Annotated in this window: 13 protein-coding genes; 5 read left to right on the forward strand and 8 right to left on the reverse strand. The window is 67.0% G+C overall.

Going from position 1 to position 18663, the window contains the following annotated elements:
- Positions 1-73: 73 nt before the first annotated feature.
- Positions 74-1489 carry a surface-behavior sensor histidine kinase ShkS gene (gene shkS, locus GFK26_RS32560; protein WP_153285612.1) on the reverse strand — a complete coding sequence of 472 codons (1416 nt, stop codon included), beginning with the start codon at positions 1487-1489 and terminating at the stop codon, positions 74-76.
- 198 nt (positions 1490-1687) lie between these two features.
- Here shkS and GFK26_RS32565 point away from each other — a divergent pair, with 198 nt between their 5' ends.
- Entirely contained in the window at positions 1688-2089 is a 402-nt protein-coding gene (locus GFK26_RS32565) for a phage holin family protein (RefSeq protein WP_101489232.1), read from the forward strand.
- A 22-nt stretch (positions 2090-2111) separates the two neighbouring features.
- Here the strand turns inward: GFK26_RS32565 and GFK26_RS32570 are convergent, their stop codons facing one another.
- Positions 2112-3476 carry an amidohydrolase gene (locus tag GFK26_RS32570; RefSeq protein WP_153285613.1) on the reverse strand — a complete coding sequence of 455 codons (1365 nt, stop codon included), beginning with the start codon at positions 3474-3476 and terminating at the stop codon, positions 2112-2114.
- Positions 3477-3658: 182 nt separating this feature from the next.
- Between GFK26_RS32570 and GFK26_RS32575 the strand changes: the two genes are divergently transcribed.
- The 4 genes from GFK26_RS32575 to GFK26_RS32590 all read left to right on the forward strand — a co-directional run bounded on the left by GFK26_RS32575 (position 3659) and on the right by GFK26_RS32590 (position 10653).
- On the forward strand, positions 3659-4609 hold the full coding sequence (locus tag GFK26_RS32575) for a LysR family transcriptional regulator (protein WP_153285614.1): 951 nt from the start codon (positions 3659-3661) through the stop codon (positions 4607-4609).
- A 198-nt stretch (positions 4610-4807) separates the two neighbouring features.
- Positions 4808-6028, forward strand: coding sequence for an efflux RND transporter periplasmic adaptor subunit (locus GFK26_RS32580; protein WP_153285615.1), 1221 nt, complete (start codon positions 4808-4810; stop codon positions 6026-6028).
- Between the two features lie 9 nt (positions 6029-6037).
- The gene (locus GFK26_RS32585; RefSeq protein ID WP_153285616.1) at positions 6038-9199 is read left to right on the forward strand and encodes an efflux RND transporter permease subunit; all 3162 of its coding nucleotides are present in this window, start codon (positions 6038-6040) and stop codon (positions 9197-9199) included.
- On the forward strand, positions 9199-10653 hold the full coding sequence (locus GFK26_RS32590) for an efflux transporter outer membrane subunit (protein WP_153285617.1): 1455 nt from the start codon (positions 9199-9201) through the stop codon (positions 10651-10653). The genes GFK26_RS32585 and GFK26_RS32590 overlap by 1 nt, the downstream gene beginning before the upstream one ends.
- A gap of 86 nt (positions 10654-10739) precedes the next feature.
- Here the strand turns inward: GFK26_RS32590 and GFK26_RS32595 are convergent, their stop codons facing one another.
- The 6 genes from GFK26_RS32595 to GFK26_RS32620 form a co-directional block, all read right to left on the reverse strand.
- Positions 10740-11057, reverse strand: a complete 318-nt coding sequence (locus tag GFK26_RS32595; protein WP_153285618.1) for a hypothetical protein — start codon at positions 11055-11057, stop codon at positions 10740-10742.
- An 82-nt stretch (positions 11058-11139) separates the two neighbouring features.
- Positions 11140-11634 carry a pentapeptide repeat-containing protein gene (locus GFK26_RS32600; protein ID WP_153285619.1) on the reverse strand — a complete coding sequence of 165 codons (495 nt, stop codon included), beginning with the start codon at positions 11632-11634 and terminating at the stop codon, positions 11140-11142.
- Complete coding sequence (locus GFK26_RS32605; protein ID WP_228121835.1) at positions 11631-11954, reverse strand: hypothetical protein; 324 nt, start codon at positions 11952-11954, stop codon at positions 11631-11633. Before GFK26_RS32605 ends, GFK26_RS32600 begins: the two co-directional genes overlap by 4 nt.
- An 85-nt stretch (positions 11955-12039) precedes the next feature.
- Positions 12040-13593, reverse strand: coding sequence for a DUF6396 domain-containing protein (locus GFK26_RS32610; protein WP_153285621.1), 1554 nt, complete (start codon positions 13591-13593; stop codon positions 12040-12042).
- Positions 13594-13688: 95 nt separating this feature from the next.
- Positions 13689-15815, reverse strand: a complete 2127-nt coding sequence (locus GFK26_RS32615; RefSeq protein ID WP_153285622.1) for a phospholipase D-like domain-containing protein — start codon at positions 15813-15815, stop codon at positions 13689-13691.
- Positions 15812-18655, reverse strand: a complete 2844-nt coding sequence (locus GFK26_RS32620) for a type VI secretion system Vgr family protein (protein WP_153285623.1) — start codon at positions 18653-18655, stop codon at positions 15812-15814. The genes GFK26_RS32615 and GFK26_RS32620 overlap by 4 nt, the downstream gene beginning before the upstream one ends.
- Positions 18656-18663: the final 8 nt, after the last annotated feature.

The raw sequence follows: 18663 nt of genomic DNA on the forward strand, positions 1-18663 counted from the left end.
CTGGCTTGATCAGGAACCGCGCCTCGTGCGCGGTTTTTTCATGGGCGGTGCGAGAGCGCTTGAGGGCGACCGCTCAGCCGCCCGACGCACTCACCCGCGCCTGCGCCACCGCCTCGTCGGCATCGTGCAGCGCCACGCGGAACACGCTGCCGCTGCCCAGGCGCGAGCGCACGCTGACCGGGTGGCCCAGCACGTGCGACAAGCGCGCCACGATCGCCAGGCCCAGGCCGAAGCCGTCGGAGGTGCCGGCGTGGTCGGCCACCTTGTAGAACTCGAGGAACACGTCGCGCAGGTGCTCGGGCGCGATGCCGATGCCGGTGTCCCACACCTCCACGCGCATGCCCTCGCGGGTCTGGCGCGCGGCCAGCAGCACGCCGCCTTCGGTCGTGTACTTGATGGCGTTGGCGAGCAGGTTGCCGATCATGCGGCGCACGCGGATCGGGTCGGTGAGGAACGAGCCTTCGGTCACGTGCACCCGGAAGTCCAGGCCCCGGCTCTCGGCCACGGGGCGGTACTGCAGCTCGAGGTCGTGCAGCAGCTCGGCCACGTCGACGCGCTCGATGTGCAGCCGCACCTGCCCCGCGTCGATGCGCGCCAGGTCGAACATGGAATCGAACAGCGCGTTCACCGCGTGGGTGGCACGCACGATCTTCGGCGCAAGCTCGAGCACCAGCTCGGGCTCGTTGCGCAGCCAGTCGGCGTACAGCGACAGCGCCAGCACGGGCTGGCGCATGTCGTGCGCGGCGCTGGCCAGGAAGCGGTTCTTCATGGCCACGGCCGACACCGCCGCCTGCCGCTGCTGCGTGAGCGACTTGATGAGGATGTGGTTGTGGAACAGCAGCTCCAGGCTGTTGCGCGCCGTCTCATGGATGTTGCGGCCGGCGCGCAACAGCAGGAACCAGTGCAGCGCCGGCAGCAGCGGCATCAGGTAGCCGTACTGGAAATGCGGGTGCTGCATGGTGACGGCCACGAGGCGCACCAGCACCGCGCCGAGCATGGTGATGAACAGCGTGTTGACGTAGCGCTTGAGCAGCGGCGGGTGCAGCGCCAGCCCGTTGAGCGGGAAGGTGCCCACGCCGGCCACGATGAGCCAGCTCATGAACTGGTTGACCTGCGGCGTGCGCTCGAAGAACAGCAGCACCGAACAACCCCACACCACCGCACTGGTGCTCCACACGAAGCCGTAGCGGTCGGTGAACTGCTGCTGCGCGACCGCGCTGCGCCCGGCGTAGCGCACGGCATACACGCGCGCGCCCCAGGCCCGGCAGGCGGTGGCGATGATGCCGGCGGCCAGCCAGGTCAGCAGCTCCCAGCGGGGCACGTGGCCCCAGCCCAGGCCAACCATGGCCGGCATGAGCGCCGCCGAAACGATATAGGAGCCGCGCGCCGAGCGCATCAGGCTGCGGATGAGTTCCCCGCGCACCCACGACTCGGCCTCGTCGGCCGACGCCGGAGCGGGTGTCACGCTTGCGATCGACGCATTCGCCATGGATGCATGACCGCGGTTGATGCGGCCAAACCAGAGAAAGATGGAGACAGACGCCTGCGCAGGCGCCAGAAGTTCGCGATCTTAACGGTCTGTCGCCCACGGTTTCGGGAAGTAACCGCAGAAAATCCGCCCTCCCCGCACGCCGGCCCGCCGCGACACCCCGTTTACCATGCGGGCTGCCGACACACACCGCACCCCATGCTGAACAACATCACCCCTTTCCTCGTCCACTGGGCCATCACCGGCATCTCGCTGTGGGTGGCCAGCCATCTCTTCAAGGGACTCAAGTTCGACAGCACCGCGGCGCTGATCGTGTCGGCGCTGCTGCTCGGCCTGGCTAACGCGGTCGTCAAGCCGCTGCTGATCTTCCTCACGCTGCCGCTGACGCTGCTGACCTTCGGCCTGTTCCTGCTGGTCATCAACGCGCTGATGGTCATGCTCGTGGCGGCGCTGGTGAAGGGCTTCAAGGTGTCGGGCTTCTGGACCGCCCTCTTCGCGAGCATCTTCATCTCGCTGCTGAGCATCCTCATCGGCTCGTTCGTGACCGGCGGCGATCCGGCCGAGCAGATCCAGATGCCGCAGGGCGGCAACTGGCTCTGAGCGGCCAACGGAAGCAGCGCGCTCAGCGCTGCGCGCTCGCCATGTAGTCCACCGTCAGCTGCGACAGCGTGCGCACGCCGATCAGCAGGCTGGCTTCATCGACGAAGAAGCGCGGCGAGTGGTTGGGCTCGGCCTTGGCTGCGTCGCGACCGGGCGGCGTGGCACCGATCATCACGAACAGGCCGGGCGCCTTCTGCGCGAAGAACGAGAAGTCTTCGCCGCCCGTGCCCTTCGGAATCACGACCGGCTTGGCGCCCGGCACGCGCTGCAGGCTGGGCACCATCTGCGCCGTCAGGGCGGCGTCGTTCACGGTGGGCGCGTAGCCGTCGGCCTCGAAGCGGACCTCGGCCGTGCCGCCGCCGCTTTGCGCGATGTGCGAGGCGGTCTCGCCCATGCGCTTGATGATGAACTGGCGCATCTCGTCGTCGTAGGTGCGCAGCGTGCCGCTCATCTCGACCGCGTCGGGAATGATGTTGTAGCGCGTGCCCGCGTTGAAGGTGCCCACGCTGAGCACCGACGGCTCCTTGGTCACGTTGACCTGGCGGCTCGCGATGGTCTGGAAGCCCAGCACGATCTGCGAGCCCAGCACGATCGGGTCGACCCCGCTCCAGGGCTGCGAGCCGTGCGTCTGGCGGCCCTTCACGCTGACCTTGAAGGTGTCCGAACTCGCGGTGATGGGGCCGGGCTTGTAGCCGATCTGTCCGGTGTTCAGCCCCGAGACCAGGTGCAGGCCGAACACGGCGTCGGGCGTGGGCGCGTCGAAGGCGCCTTCGGCCAGCATGCGGCGCGCGCCGCCGATCTCGGCGTTGGGCAGCTTCTCCTCGGCCGGCTGGAAGATCAGCTTCACGGTGCCCGGCAACTGCGCCTTCATCGAGGCCAGCACCTCGGCCACGCCCATGAGGATCGCCACGTGGCCGTCGTGGCCGCAGGCGTGCATGACATCGACCGTAGCGAAACCCCACTGGGCACGGGCCTTGGAGGCGAAGGGCACATCGACCTGCTCCTTCACGGGCAGCGCATCCATGTCGGCGCGCAGCGCCACCACCGGGCCGGGCTTGGCGCCGCGCAAGGTGGCGACCACGCCGGTCACGGCCACGCCTTCGCGCACCTCGTAACCCAGCGCCTTCAGGTGGGCCGCGACCAATGCGGCGGTGCGCTTTTCCTGGTTGCCGAGTTCGGGGTGCTGATGGATGTCGCGGCGCCAGTCGATCACCTTCTGCTCGATGGCCTTGGAACGCTCGGCGATCAGCGGGTACAGCGGCACTGCGGCGGCCGGCGCGGGCGATGCCGCAGCGGCAGGCGCCTCCTGCGCCGAGGCACACAGGGACGAGACGGCAAGAACGATGGGCAGGCACAGGCGTGCGGCCGGACGGAATCGGTGGGACATGGTGAGGTGTTGTCTGAAAGCGGAAGAAGGGAAGGACCCGCCGGGCGGGAGCCCTTCGTCCGCACGGCCCCATCGGGCCGGCAGCCGATGCGCCCTTGTCTGCCGCCCGACCCCCTGAGCGTAGGAAGGCCACCGATTGGCGTCCAATCGCTTTTGCATCAACTGATAATGATTGCCTATCGATGGCTTCCGACACACCCACACCCTCTTCCGTGCTGCACGAGCGGCTGCTCGCGCGCTTGCGCCTGCGCCATCTGAAGCTGATCGACGCGCTGGCCGCGCACTCGCACCTGCGCCGCGCGGCCGACGCGATCCACATCAGCCAGCCGGCGGCCACGCAGATGCTGCAGGAGGTCGAGAGCCTGATCGACACGCCGCTGTTCGAGCGCCACGCGCGCGGCATGCGCATCACCGAGGCCGGGCGCCTGCTGGCGCTGCATGCGCGCATGGTGATCGACGCGATGCAGGTCGCCAGCGACAGCCTCGCGGCGCTGGCCGCGCAGGAGACCCGCGCACTGCGCATCGGCGCCATCGAGGCGGCCATCGCCAGCGTGCTGCAGCCCGCGCTCAACGGGCTGCATGCGAAGCACCCCAAGCTGCGCCTGTTCATCGAGGAAGGCAACATCGAACGGCTCACGGTCGGCCTGCGCGCGGGTGCCTTCGATGCCGTGCTGCTGCGCCAGCCGGCGCGCGTGCCCGACGCCCACCGCTTCGTGCCGCTGCGCAGCGACTCGGTGGTGGTGATCGCCGGCGTCAATCATCCGGCCGCGCAGCGCAAGCGCCTGCGGCTGCGCGACCTCGCCGACTCGCGCTGGGTGCTGCCGCCGTCGCACTTCGCGGTGCGTCAGGTGATGGAGGCCGCCTGGGCTGCCGAGCAGATCGTGCCGCGCCCGCACGCCATCCAGGTGCTCACGCCGCAGCTGGTGCGCGCCCTGCTCTCGCAGCCCGACGTGGTGGTGCCGGTGCCTCGCACCGTGCTCGACCAGCTCGACCGCTCGGCCGTGGTCGAGCTGCCGCTGCGCATGAACGCGCCCATCGCGCCACTGGGCATCCTGTACCGCAGCGACAACGCGGTCGGGCCGCTGGTGCTGCTGGTCGACTTCCTGGTCGCGCAGGCGAAAAAGAAGCCGTGACAGAAGCCCTGACGGCCACGGGCATCGCCCTGCTTCACACCTGCTTAACCGGGCGATAGCACACTCGACCCCACCCGCCGGCCCTTCCCGGGCATGGCACGGTTTCCGCTCTGTAAAGTTCGCCGCCCCCGCGCCGCGGCATTGAACTCGACGGCGCGTGCCCGCTCCATCTTTGGCTTTCGTCACTTCTGCCTGTCCATGCCCGTCCACTTCGCCTCCCGTTCCGCCCCGCTCCTCACGGCCCTGTGCATCGCCGCCGCCCTCGTGGGGTGCTCGCGCACCAACGTGGAGTCTCCGGGCATGGCCAAGGCGGCCCCCGAGAAAGAAGTCGGCATCGTCACGCTGAAGTCCGAAGTGCTGGCCCTGAGCACCGAGCTGCCCGGTCGCACCGCCGCCCCGGTCATCGCCGAGATCCGCCCGCAGGTCGGCGGCATCCTCAAGGAAAGGCTCTTCACCGAAGGCTCGCAGGTCAAGGCCGGCCAGGTGCTCTACCAGCTCGACCCGGCCTCGCTGCAGGCGGCGCATGCGAGCGCGCAGGCCAGCGCGCGCAAGGCCGAGTCGGCCCTGGCCACGGCCCGCACCGTGGCCAAGCGCAATGCCGAGCTGGTGAAGATCGACGCCATCAGCCGCCAGGTGTTCGATGAAACCCAGGCCGCCGCGCAGCAGGCCGAAGCCGACCTCGGCGTGGCGCGCGCCGCCGAGCAGACCGCGCGCATCCAGCTGGGCTACACCCGCATCACCTCGCCGATCACCGGCTGGGCAGAGCTCTCGACCGTGACCCCGGGCGCGCTGGTCACCGCCAACCAAGCGGCCGCCATGACCACCGTGCAGCAGCTCGACCCGATCCATGTGCACGTCACGCAGTCGAGCAGCGAACTCTTGCGCCTGAAGCGCGAGCTCGCCAGCGGCCGGCTGCAGCGCGCCAGCGAGGCCGAGGCACGCATCCAGCTGCTGCTCGAAGACGGCAGCCCCTACCCGCACGCCGGGCGCCTCACCTTCAGCGGCGTGACGGTCGATGCCGGCACCGGCAGCGTCACGCTGCGCGCCGTGGTGCCCAACCCCGACAAGCTGCTGATGCCCGGCATGTACGTGCGCGCCGTCTTGCAAGAGGGCGTGAACGACGCCGCCCTGCTCGTGCCGCAACAGGCCGTCACGCGCGCGCCCGACGGCAGTGCCTCCACGCTGGTGATCGATGCCGACAACAAGGTCGAGAAGCGCCCCATCCGCATCGGCCGCGCCATCGGCACGCGCTGGCAGGTGATCGACGGCCTGGTCGCGGGCGACCGCGTGCTCATGGAAGGCTCGCAGCGCGTGAAGGTGGGCGACAAGGTGCGCACGGTCGACCTGGGCGCCCGTCCCGCCAGCGCTGCCATCGCGAGCGCCAAGCCCGACGCTGCTTCCACCACCCTCGCGCGCTGAGGCCACGCCATGGCCCAGTTCTTCATCGACCGCCCCATCTTCGCGTGGGTGCTTTCCATCGTCGTCATGCTCGCCGGCCTGATGGCCATTCGCACGCTGCCGCTCGAGCAGTACCCCGACATCGCGCCGCCGCGCGTGTCCATCGGCGCCACCTACACCGGCGCCTCGGCCAAGACGGTCGAAGACTCCGTCACCCAGGTCATCGAACAGCAGATGAAGGGGCTGGACAACCTGCTGTACATGCAGTCGACCAGCAACTCGTCGGGGCAGGCGCGGCTGTCGCTCACCTTCGACGCGGGCACCAACATCGACGTGGCCCAGATGCAGGTGCAGAACAAGCTGCAGCAGGCCATGTCCCGCCTGCCGCAGCAGGTGCAAAGCCGCGGCGTCACCGTCACCAAGGGCGGCAACGACTTCCTCATGATCGTCTCGATGTTCTCCGGCGACGGCAGTGCCTCGGCGGTGGACGTGGGCGACTTCATCAGCAGCAACCTCGTCGACGTCATCAGCCGCATCGACGGCGTGGGCGAAGTGCAGACCCTGGGCACCGGCTACGCCATGCGCCTGTGGCTCGACCCCGACAAGCTGCGCAAGTACGCGCTCATGCCTTCCGACGTGGGCAGCGCCATCACCGCGCAGAACGCGCAGGTCTCGGCCGGCCAGCTCGGCGCGCTGCCGGCCATTGCGCAGCAGCAGCTCAACGCCACCATCACCGCGCGCAGCAAGCTGAAGACGGTCGAGGAGTTCGAGAACGTGGTGCTGCGCGCCACGCCCGACGGTGCCGTGGTGCGCCTGAGAGACGTGGCCCGTATCGAGCTGGGCGCCGAGAACCTCACGGTGCGTTCGGTGCTGAGCGGCCGCCCAGGCGCCGGCATGGGCATCGTGCTGGCCGATGGCGCCAACGCGGTGCAGGTGGCCGAGGCGGTGAAGGCCAAGGTGGCCGAACTGCAGCCGCTCTTTCCCAACCAGATGCAGACCTTCGTGAGCTACGACACCACGCCCTTCGTGAGCGCGTCGATCGACGAGGTGGTGAAGGCGCTGGCAGAAGCCATGCTGCTGGTCGTGCTGGTCATGTACATCTTTCTGCAGAACTTCCGCGCCACGCTGATCCCGGCCATTGCGGTGCCGGTGGTGCTGCTGGGCACCTTCGGCGTGCTGTCGATGGCCGGCTACTCGATCAACACGCTCACGATGTTCGGCATGGTGCTGGCCATCGGCCTGCTGGTGGACGACGCCATCGTGGTGGTGGAAAACGTCGAGCGCGTGATGCACGAGGAAGGCCTCTCGCCCAAGGAGGCCACGCGCAAGTCGATGGCCGAGATCACGCCTGCGCTGATCGGCATCGCGCTGGTGCTGTCGGCCGTGTTCATCCCCATGGCCTTCTTCGGCGGCTCGACCGGCGTGATCTACCGCCAGTTCTCGATCACCATCGTCTCGGCCATGGCGCTGTCGGTGTTCGTGGCGCTCACGCTCACGCCCGCGCTGTGCGCCACGTTGCTGAAGCCCGTTGCCAAGGGCGGCCATGCAGAACCCCGCAAGGGCGTGCTGGGCATGGTCGACCGCTTCTTCGCGGGCTTCAATCGCACCTTCGACAAGGGCGCCGACCGCTACCAGGGCGTGGTCGGCGGCATCATGCGGCGCGGCAAGCGCAGCCTCGTGGTGTACCTGCTCATCGCGGCCGTGATGGCGCTGCTGTTCATGCGCCTGCCCACGTCCTTCCTGCCCGATGAAGACCAGGCCTTCCTGCAGGTGCAGGTGACGCTGCCGCCGGGCGCGTCCGATGCGCGGCTGCAGCCGGTGGTCGCGCAGATGCAGGACTACTTCACCAAGCAGCCCGAGGTGGTGAGCGTGAACGTGATCACCGGGCAGAACGGCGACCAGAGTTCGGCACGCGCCTTCGTGAAGCTCAAAGACTGGGCCGAGCGCGAAGGCGCCGGCCAGTCGGCCGCCGAACTCGCGCGGCGCGCCAACAAGGAACTCTCGACGATCCGCGACGCGCGCATCTTCGTGCTGCTGCCGCCGGCGGTACGCGGGCTCGGCGCCAACGCGGGCTTCAACTTCCACCTGAAGGACATCAACGGGCTGGGCCACGACGCGCTCGTGAAGGCGCGCGACCAGCTCATCGACCTGCTCTCCAAGCGGCCCGAAGTCGCGAACGTGCGCAGCAACAACCTGGACGACACGCCGCAGTTCGCGGTGGACATCGACGACGCGCGCGCCGGTGCATCGAGCCTGGCCACGTCCGACATCGACAGCACGCTCTCCAGCGCCATGGGCGGCACCTACATCAACGACTTTCTGGACAACGGCCGCGTCAAGCGCGTGTACATGCAGGGCGACACCGCCTTCCGCATGCTGCCCACCGACATCGACCGCTGGAGCGTGCGCAACAGCCTGGGCCAGATGGTGCCGTTCCCGGCGTTCTCGAGCTCGCGCTGGACGTACGGCTCTCCGCAGCTGCAGCGCTACAACGGCAGCCCCAGCTACGAGTTCGTGGGTGATGCCGCGCCCGGCGTCAGCTCGGGCGTCGCGATGGCCGCCGTCGACGAAGTGATGAAGCAGATGCCCGCCGGCATCGGCTACGAATGGACCGGCGCCTCGTTCCAGGAACGCCTGTCAGGCGCGCAGGCGCCGCTGCTCTACGCCATCTCGATCCTGTTCGTGTTCCTGTGTCTTGCCGCCCTGTACGAGAGCTGGTCGGTGCCGTTCTCGGTGATCCTCGTGGTGCCGCTGGGCATCGTCGGCGCGCTGCTGTTCACCAGCCTGCGCGGCCTGAGCAACGACGTGTACTTCCAGGTCGGCCTGCTGACCACCGTGGGCCTGTCGTCGAAGAACGCGATCCTGATCGTCGAGTTCGCCAAGCAGCTGCAGGAGCAAGGCAAGGGCGTGATCGAAGCCACGCTGGAAGCCGTGCGCCTGCGGCTGCGCCCCATCCTCATGACCTCGCTGGCCTTCGGCTTCGGCGTGCTGCCGCTCGCCATCGGCACCGGCGCGGGCGCAGGCGGACGCCACTCGATCGGCACCGCGGTGCTCGGCGGCATGGTGGTCGGCACGGCGCTGGGCATCTTCTTCGTGCCGCTGTTCTTCGCATTGATTCGCGGCTGGCTGGAAGGCCGACGCAAGCCAGCCGAAGCACCAGAGGCCTTGCCCGCAGAACAGGGAGCGCAATGATGATTCGCTCCACCCTGCCCCGCCTTCCCCTGCGCGCACTGGCCTGTGCCGCCATGGCCTCGGCCGTGCTCGCGGGCTGCGTCAACCTCGCACCCGCGTATGAAACGCCCGCCTCGCCGGTGCCCGCTGCGCTGCCCTCGGCCGGCGTCACCGCCGCCACGCCGCTGGACATTGGCTGGCGCGACTTCTTCGTCGACAAGCAGCTGCAAGGCGTGATCGAACTCGCGCTCGCGAACAACCGCGACCTGCGTGTGGCGGCGCTCAACATCGAGCGTGCGCGCGCCCAGTACGGCATCGCGCGGGCCGACCTGTTCCCCACCGTCAACGCCGGTGCAAGCGGCACGCGCGCGCGCACGCCGGGCAGCCTGTCGACCAGTGGCGAATCGCGCATCGCCTCGCAGTACAGCGCCAACCTCGGCATGACGGCCTACGAGCTCGACCTGTTCGGGCGCGTGCGCAACCTCGGCGACTCGGCGCTGCAGAGCTACTTCCAGACCGAGGAAACGCAACGCAGCACGCAGATCAGCCTGGTGGCCTCGGTCGCCACCGCGTGGCTGCAACTGGCCGCCGACGAACAGCGCCTGCAACTCGCGCGCAGCACGCTCGAGAGCCAGCGCAAATCCTTCGAGCTGGTGCAGCGCAGCCATGCGCTCGGTGCGCAGTCGGGCCTTGCGCTGGCGCAATCGCAAAGCACGGTCGATGCCGCGCGCGCCGACGCCGCAGCCTTCGACAGCCAGGTCGAGCAAGACCGCAACGCGCTCGCGCTGCTGGTCGGCGCCACGCCGCCACCCGAGCTGCTGCCGACCGCCGCGACCACCGCCGACGTGGCGCAACTGCTCGTGCCGCCGGCCGGCCTGTCGTCGAGCGTGCTGCAGCAGCGCCCCGACGTGCGCGCCGCCGAGCACGCGCTGCGTGCGAGCAATGCCGACATCGGCGCAGCACGCGCAGCTTTTTTCCCGCGCATCGCACTCACGGCCTCGGCCGGCACCGCGAGCAGCACCCTCTCGGGCCTGTTCACCAGCGGCAGCAAGGCCTGGAGCTTCGCACCGTCGATCAGCGTGCCGATCTTCGACGGCGGCGCTAACCGCGCCAACCTGCAGGTCGCGCAGGCGCAGCAGAAGATCCAGATCGCCACCTACGAGAAGGCCGTGCAGACCGCCTTCCGCGAAGTGGCCGATGCGCTGGCCGAACGCCGCACGCTGGCCGAGCGCCTCGACGCCCAGCGCTCGCTGCGCAACGCCACCGCACGCAGCTTCGAGCTCTCGCAGGCACTCTTCAAGAGCGGCGCCGCCAACTACCTCGACGTGCTGGACGCGCAGCGCAGCGACTATGCGGCGCAGCAGACGCTGATCGGTCTGCAGCTCACGGAGCAGACGAACCGGCTGGCGATCTACAAGGCGCTGGGGGGTGGGTGGAGCGAAGTGGGAACGGCCAAAAAAGAAAACGGTGCCTGAGGAACGCTGCGCCACGCCTCGAGGGAGAAATGAGAGCTGGCGTCGAGCGCGCACTCATGGTGCCTGGCTGGGCCTGGTACGTGAGGCTAGAAAAGGCGGCACATGAAGTGCAAGCCGCCCGCATCGAATGCCCACACCCATACGCCGACGCCAACCGCAACAGCAATGAGGCCGAACGCGAAACGCCACAACCAATGCACCCCTGTGTTCAGGCACAACTGCAGGACGAAGAGCCCCAGCACCGAGACTACCCCGACCCAGAAGTAAAGCCCCCAGTTCACCCAGCCGTTGGCACACGAATATCCGTTACCAATACCAAAGGCCATTGCGACGAATGCGAGATAGGTCGCCAGGGGAACTGCCACCGCCAGCAACTTGTTGCTGTGTGAAATCCAGTGCTTCATGACGGATCGCCTCGCCTCAGGGTTAAGTGGTTCGCCGTGCCGCGCCTGGCAGAACGGGTAGATTGAATTCTCAAAATCATCCTCAATTGATCTGGCTTTTGCTCAGTTGCATGTGTTCGAACTGACTGCCCGTGAAGTCGACGTTCTCGCCGGCCAGGTCATCGGCCTCCACGGTCGTACCCGTGCAGTCCAGTACATCGACGTTGCGCCAGTGCGCCCCGTCGAAGGTCAACTCATTCCACTGGCAGCGCTCGAACTTGGATGCGCTGAACTGGCTCTGCGCGAACTGTGATCGCGTGAAAGTGCAATCGGTGAAGGTGCAGCCCGTGATGGCGATGCCTTCAAAGTCACACGCAGCGAAGGTACAGCCCTTGAATTCGCAACCTGTCCAGCCGGCTTGCCTGAAAGTGCAACCGGTGAAGCTGCTGCCGGTGAAGACACTGGCAGCGAACTGCGCAAGGTTCAGGTCCAGGCCTGCATAGGCGTAGTTGTCGCTCTGCCCGGCCAAGCCAGCCGGCGCACCGCCGGCGCCTTTGCGCCACCGGTCATGGTCGAGGATGATTTGCTGGCTGCTCATGGGCAGCCCCTTCGCAAGCTCGCCATGGTCAGCCGGTTGCCGTCCTGGATCTCCACTGCAACGCCCTGCGCAGAGAACTCAAGCAAGCAACCTTGTGCGTTGTACGCCAGACGCACTTCGCCACCGTCCAGAAAGCGGATGAAGTGCGACACCGAGCCAACAATCGGGGTGATCGTGTAGCTCCGAATGTCCAGCATGTTCTCGATGCCGATCGACTTGATCTCGTCCAGAGCCAAAACCGCCGTCGTGCGCGTGCGCACATGCAGGATGCCGTCGCAGTCTTCATGCATGGTCAACGGGGTGCTGGATTTGATTCGCACCGGTTGAGGGGCGTCACGCCGCGATTCAGTCATCTGCCGCACCCCCGATCCAAGCATTCCACGACAGACCCAGTCACGAGCAGCTTCATGCCGTAGAGGGCGGATTGCCCACGCCGACGTGCGTGATACCCACCGGGCCTTCACGGTTGGCCTGACCCCACCACTGCCAACTGACCTGCACGGGCTCCACATCCAGGTGCATGTCGCGCGGATCGGGGAAAGGTTCGCCCTGCAGCACGTAGCTTTGCCGGTGCCACTGGTTGAAGGTTGCGGCTAACGGATGGGCCTCGGACACGCTGCCGTGCCAGATGCCGGTCGCCGGGCAGGCCATCTCTCCCCAGCAACGCTGGGCATGCTCGGGCTCCACCGCTTCGCGCGCGACGCCCTGGGTCACGCGGGGATTGGCGCTCACCACCTTCGGGGCAGGCTGCGCGATGGGCTCGCCCTTGAAGTGGAAAAGGATGCGTCCGTCTTCGGGCAACAAGCCCGGGCGAGTGCGGTCGAACAACTCGTCGCGGGCGTAGCGCAGGGGCATCTGATCGGCATTCCATTGCGCATGCTGCTCGTTGCGCGGGTGCATCAGTTGCGCCAGCCAGTAGCCCGACACCAGCGCGGCCGTGCTCTCGTGCTGGGCCGGCACGGGCATCGCGAGCTTCTCGGGGAGGACGTGGCCTTCGGGCATGTGGGCACGGCCGGTGCGTTGGGACGCGGGGGAAGGCGGCGGCTCCGTTGGTGCGGGCGGCACGGGCACCACGGCCTTGGCGGCGTCGATCAGGGTCTCCTTGTTGCCGTCCCACTTGGGCAGGGCTGCTGGCGGCAGTGGCAGTACCTTGTCGAGGTTGGGGTACTTGATGAAGGGGTTGGTATAGAGGGCGTCGGCCAGCACTTTGTAGCGTCTCGCGCGAGAGGTGTCGGGGCCACTTCGGACCGGGTCGCTTCCATCATCGAATGAAGCAAATAGAGCGTTCGCAGTCCTCTCGCTGCCAAATTTCACGCCCTCATGAAGAGTTCTCAGCGCTCGGCTGGGATCGTCGCTGTGCAACGCAACGCCCAGTGCGAGTGCCGCATCCCCGCTTCCTTGTGCAAATGCACATTCAAGCATCTTGAAGGCAATAGGTCGGTTGCCCCAGAAGGATGGCGGCTCATCGTGAGTCCCCCTCAATTTGGCGCCGATGTAAGCCTGCGAAGCCATGCTCCCCATGTCCGCCGCCTTCTGCCAGAACGCATAAGCCACCGTCGCATCTCGTTTGAGTGAACCCACGCCCCCCGTGTAGTACGTTCCCATGTTGTCCCAGGCCGCCGGCACGCCCTTGGTCATCAGGTCTTCGGTCAGCTCGATGGCCTTCTCGTCATTCTGCTCAACGCCCACCCCTTTGAGGTAGAACCCCGCCAGATTGAACTGCGCCTTCCAGTGGCCTAGCTTCATCGCTTGCTCGTACAACTGCACGACCCTCGGGTAGTCGCGTTGCTCGGCCCACAGGTCGTGGTTGTCCAGCGCCAGCGCCTGCTGGAACAAGGCCTCGGCTTCGGGCGTGACCGGTGGATTGGCATCCGCCTCGTGCTTGCACTCGAAGGTGGGGCGGTGCGCGTAGAACTGGTCGAGCTTGGTGAAACGAGGCAGCTCGGAATCTTCTTGCATAGGGCATCCTGTCAGGAACAAGGTAGAGGCGAGCAAGGCAGCAATGCCGAGCCTCTGCACGCGGTCAGTTGTTGGGTTCATGAAAAGAACTTTCGCTACGCTAATTTGATGACCGGCGCATCCCGCGAGTCTTCGAAGGGATGGATGAAGCTGTTTTCTACGGGGGCCTTCCCTCCGGTCCTGTTGTATTGGTTGTAGAGCATCCGGTTCTTCCATTTCTCAAACGTGTCCGCAGTCTGCTCGCGGGTGCACTCGCCCCCATTGAGATCTTCCCCCGCCAGATTCCCCCACACCCGTTTTCTGGCTGCCTTCGTGAAGGCCCACTCCTCAGTGCACAGATTGAGTTCGCTGTCCGCCGCCATGCTGCGCGCATTGAGGTTGGCGCTGCCCAGCGTGGTGTAGACGTCGTCCACGAACATCAGCTTGCTGTGGATGTAGATCTCTCGGTAGCGCCCCGGCGTGATCGTGCATTCGGTCAGGTTCTGCGGGTCCACGTCGTCGGGCAGCCCGGCGTTGACGCCGGCCTTGGCGTTCTGTTCGGCCTGCTGCGCGGCGGCCTTCGCCTGCGCATCGTTGTCGCGCGCACGGATCCGGATGTGGCGCGCTTCGTTGTTCGCGTCCCAGGTCATCAGCATCGCTACCACTGTTTTGATGCCCAGGTCGTCCAGTTGGGCCTTCGCATCGACCGGGACGGCATCGACCGATGCGCCCACCGAGCCGCCCTGGGCGCCCTCACCCGCCTGCCTGCGCTGGCGCTCGCCGCGCACCTTGGCGTCGTAGGTGCCCATCTGGGCGCCCGCGCCCAACCCGCCCACGGTGTCGTAGGTGCGGGGCACCATCTGCCCGCGCTCGGGCTGCGGGATCACCACGAACAGGTACAGCGGCGCAATGTCCGATGGCCCGCACCCGGCGGCATGCATCTCCTTGCGGTAGCGCTTGCGGATGTCCTTGAGCATTCGCGGCCACTCGGCCAATTGGAAGTACTGGTTCTCCACGAAGATGTAGTTGACCGCGTTGGCACTGGCCAGCGTGTAGCCCTTGAGGATGGTGGCGTCCTGCGCCTCGGGCTGGGTGCGCTGCACCTGCACGCGGCAGCGCGCGCCCGCCGGCACGGGAATGTCCTTGCGCTGGATGGATTGGCGCTGCTGCGCCAGCGTGGGGCCGCCGAACAGACCCGTGCCGTTGCGGCGAACGACCTTGCCAAGCACACCGACCGGGCCCACGGCACCGGGCATCAGCGCCACGCCGTCGGCACTGTCCCAGCCTTCGACGAAGTTCTGGTTGATGCTGTACAGCGCTTCGCCCTCGACACGGATCGCGTAGTCGCGGTAGGGCTTGCGGTGCCACCGCCGGTCACTGTCGCTGTAGGTATAGCCCGGGCCATCGGCACTGAGTTCGCGCATCGGGTCGTTGAAACCGTGCCGAACGGTGTCCCAGTACTCGGTGACGGAATTCAGTCCCATGACGTAGGCGCACACGTTGCGGCGCTGGCCTGCCGGCGCGGCTTCGTAGTCGATCAGCACGGGTTTCTGGTGGTGCGTACCCACGACGGTCATCGAGGCGCTCTCTGTCAGGTCGCGTCGGGAGTCGGGCAGGTACTTGTTCAGGTTGGCGTTGATGTCGACCGGGTGCCCCCGACGCAGGCGCACCTCCAGGTTCTCGAACGCACCGGAGAGCGCGTCCTTCCACCATTGCTTGCAGAAGTTGGCGCGGTTGGTCAGCACCCAGGCGGGATGGGTGCGCGCACTGTTGTTCAATGGACCGTCGGGCCAGGTCACGTCTGTCTTGCTCGACAGCGATACGGGCGACCAGTTCGACGGAAAGTCCGGCACGTTGCCCGCCGGGATGTTGATGACCGGGCTGACGTACCACAGCAGCAAGCGCACCTTGACGCCCTGACGCGCCTTCTCCACCAGCAGCTCGCCGTAGGGGGTGCCATGCGGCCAGGTGGTGCGCGAGCGCGTCAGCGCCATGCCGGGATCGAAGCCCCACAGCACCAGTTCGATGCTGCGGGTGGCCCGCCGGATGTCCTTCTCGAGGGCCGCAAAGCCCTCTTCGCCGCCCATGAAGAACTGGAGCTGGTTGTTGTCGTGGATGGGATGGGTCTTGTGGTCGTATTCCAGGAACCACTGCAGGGTGCCCTTGGCCCTGCACTTGACCATGTCGATGTGGCTGGTCTCGGGCTTCTGGACCGCCTTGAGAAGTTGAATCAGATCGCTCATGGGCGCCGCCCCTTGCGTGTGTCGGCACCGCGCACGCGTTGGGCGCGGCGCTTGCCGCCGTCCTCGCCGTCCTCGCCGTCCTCGCCGTCCGCGCGGTAGCCCTTGTTGGACAGTTGCTGTTCGTCGCCTTCGGGGGTGGCTTGCCCGGATGCCATGCGCTCTGTGGCCATCGGCACGTCGTGCACGGCGCCGTTGGCCAGCTTGACCTGATAGCGCGCCCCCTTCTCGGCCTTGTCGATGGTCAGTCGTCCATAGTCGTCGAACACGGCTTTCGCCACCTCGCCGCCGTTCTTCAAAAGCGTGTAGGGCTGGCCGGCAAAGAACATCGGCGAGGGGCCCGGCACGTGCTGCACCGAGAACGCTGCCTGCGACTCGGGCGGCATCTGCTTCAGGGCCACCGACGCAAGCTGGCGTTGAGGCCCAGGCTTGTTGGCCGGCCCCACGAGGCTGTGCACGGCGGCGTGCTCGCGCCAGATGCCGTTGGTGCCGCTTTCGATGCCCGAGGCGTTCCAGCGCGTGTAGCTGGTGCCGCCGTTGACAAGCACTTCTTCCTTCGCCGTGATGGTGATCCGGTTGCCTTCCACCTTGACGTCCAGCTTGGCGATGACGTTGATGCAGTCCTTGAGCGCCTGGATGTCGATGTCCGAGGCTGCCGCCACCAGGCGGATGCCTTTTTCAAATGCAGCAATGCGCACGGCGTCCTTGGCGCTGGCCAGCAGGCTCGCGCCCGCAGCGATGCTGGTGTGCGCGCCGCTCGTGATCGCATGGTGTTCGTTGCTGGCCTGGTGCGTGGAGCCTGCGCTCGTGGTCTCGATGCCCGCCGGGCTGGCCAGCACCAGATGCGGTTCGCCGAACTCGGGGAACTCGCCTTCACCCGGGTTGCCGCCCGCACCCCTGATCGCATCGTTCTGGGCCTTGAGGTGCCTCGCCACCTCGTCCTGGTCGCCTGCGTCGTGGGCCTGGGCCTGTTGCGCCGCTTCGCCAAGACGCTCGTGCAGGTCACGCCCCCGCGCCAGCCGCTGCACGGTCTCCGCCATGTCGGTGATGTGGGCCTGGGCATCGGGTCGGCCTTCGGTGGTCACGAGCAACCCGTCTTGCGCGCGAATGACGCCATGGCCGTCGCTGCGCAATTCGAAACCCTGGCCCCGGGCGTCCTTGCGCCCGGCGTTGTCTTCGATGCGGCTGATGTGGCCCAGGCTCAGCGAACTGCTGTCGTGATCGCTCTTGAGCTGCGCCTGGATTCCTCCTTCGGAGTCGTCCAGGATCAGGTGATTGCTTCTGCCGCCGGGCTCGTTGCCATTGCGGCCCGCGAGTTCGCGGCTGCGGATGCCGCTCAAAGCCTTCTGCCCGGGCAGCTTCCAGGGTGGCATGCGCTGGGCGTTGTAGACCACGCCCATGACGATCGGGTGATCGGGGTTGCCGTCCAGGCATTGCACGACGACCTCACTGCCCACGCGGGGCGTGGAGACGGCGCCGGTTTCTCCGCCGGCCCACGGGCTCATCACGCGCACCCATGCGCTGCTGCCTTCGTCGTTGCGGCCTTCGCGGTCCCAGTGGAACTGGATCTTTATCCGCCCGTACTCGTCGGTGTGCAGGCTGCCTTCGCTGGCCGGGCCGACCACGGTCGCCGTCTGGGGCGCCAGCACGCGCTGCTCCGTACTGTGAAAGCCGCGTCCGGGACGCCAGGGGACAAACCGACGGCTGCAGGTGAAGCGATGGCGGTACTCGGCCAACTCACCCTCTTCTTGCAGATAGTTGTTGCTGATGCTGTGTTCAATCTCGACGATCAGGAACTCGCTCTCGGGGCCCTCGCCTTGCGTGCGCCCGAAGTGGTCAGCGAGGCGAAAGTAGCGCCCGGGCAGCACAAAACGGTTGTTGCCACGGGCTTCGAAATGCTTGGCGTTGGCTTCGATTTCATCGATGCGCAGCCGGGCACGTTCATCGCCATCACGGCTGGTCTTGAAGTGGCGTGCGCCGCCATATTCATGCACTTCAAGCTGAAGCACCTCACCCTGCCGATGGCTGCCGGTTGTGGCCGCGTGCAGGGGCCGGGGGTTCTTGAAATCGAATGCGCTCACAGCCGTGCCTCCGGAGACGATCTCGCGCACGGCGCTCCACTGGTGGATCGCGTCTTCTTCGCCAGCACCGCCTTCGCTCTGAAAGCGGATGTCGGGCGTCGTTCCATCGATGGCCGAGGCCAAGGTGGTGTCGTCGGACAAAACGAGCGTGTGGCCTTCGCGCGTGTGCTCGTACCAGTAGCTGTAGCCGGCGGCCTCCCAGCGCCGGTGCAGGTAGTTGTGATCGCTCTCCCCTTGAGCGCCGCCGCCCTGCGCGGCCATGGTGATGGCCGCGTCTTCGCCGCGCACTTGCCACTTCCATTGGGGCAGCGCGTCGTAGTCGCCGAAGATGGCCTGGGTCTGCTCCTGCAGGCTCTTGCGATGAAACAGCCGATTGTTAGAGCGCAGGCGCAGGTACTGCAGCCACGGACCCAAGCTGGCTTCGTAGAACGCGAGGTTGCCGTCGGTCCTGACGAGACGGAACGCGAAGACGATGCCGTTGAAATGGCGCAGCGTGCCATCGGGGCGCACGAGCTCGATGCAGAGCATCTTGCCCTGCATGTCCTTCAGCGCGAGATCAGCATTGTGGGAGAGCAATTCCGCCGTGAACGCGAAGTCGTGCGACAGGCCTTCGCTGGCCTCCAAACGGTTGATGACCAAGCCGGCTTCGGCAGGCTCCCCACCCTTGGGGAACGAGAGGCGCAGCAGCCGATTGTTCTGCCGATCGACAACCAATGGCGATGACGAGCGCGTGCGCGACGACACGCTGCCGTGAATGGACATGAGACTCC

It is taken from the genome of Variovorax paradoxus (assembly GCF_009498455.1).
In the GTDB taxonomy this organism is placed as follows: Bacteria; Pseudomonadota; Gammaproteobacteria; order Burkholderiales; family Burkholderiaceae_C; genus Variovorax; species Variovorax paradoxus_H.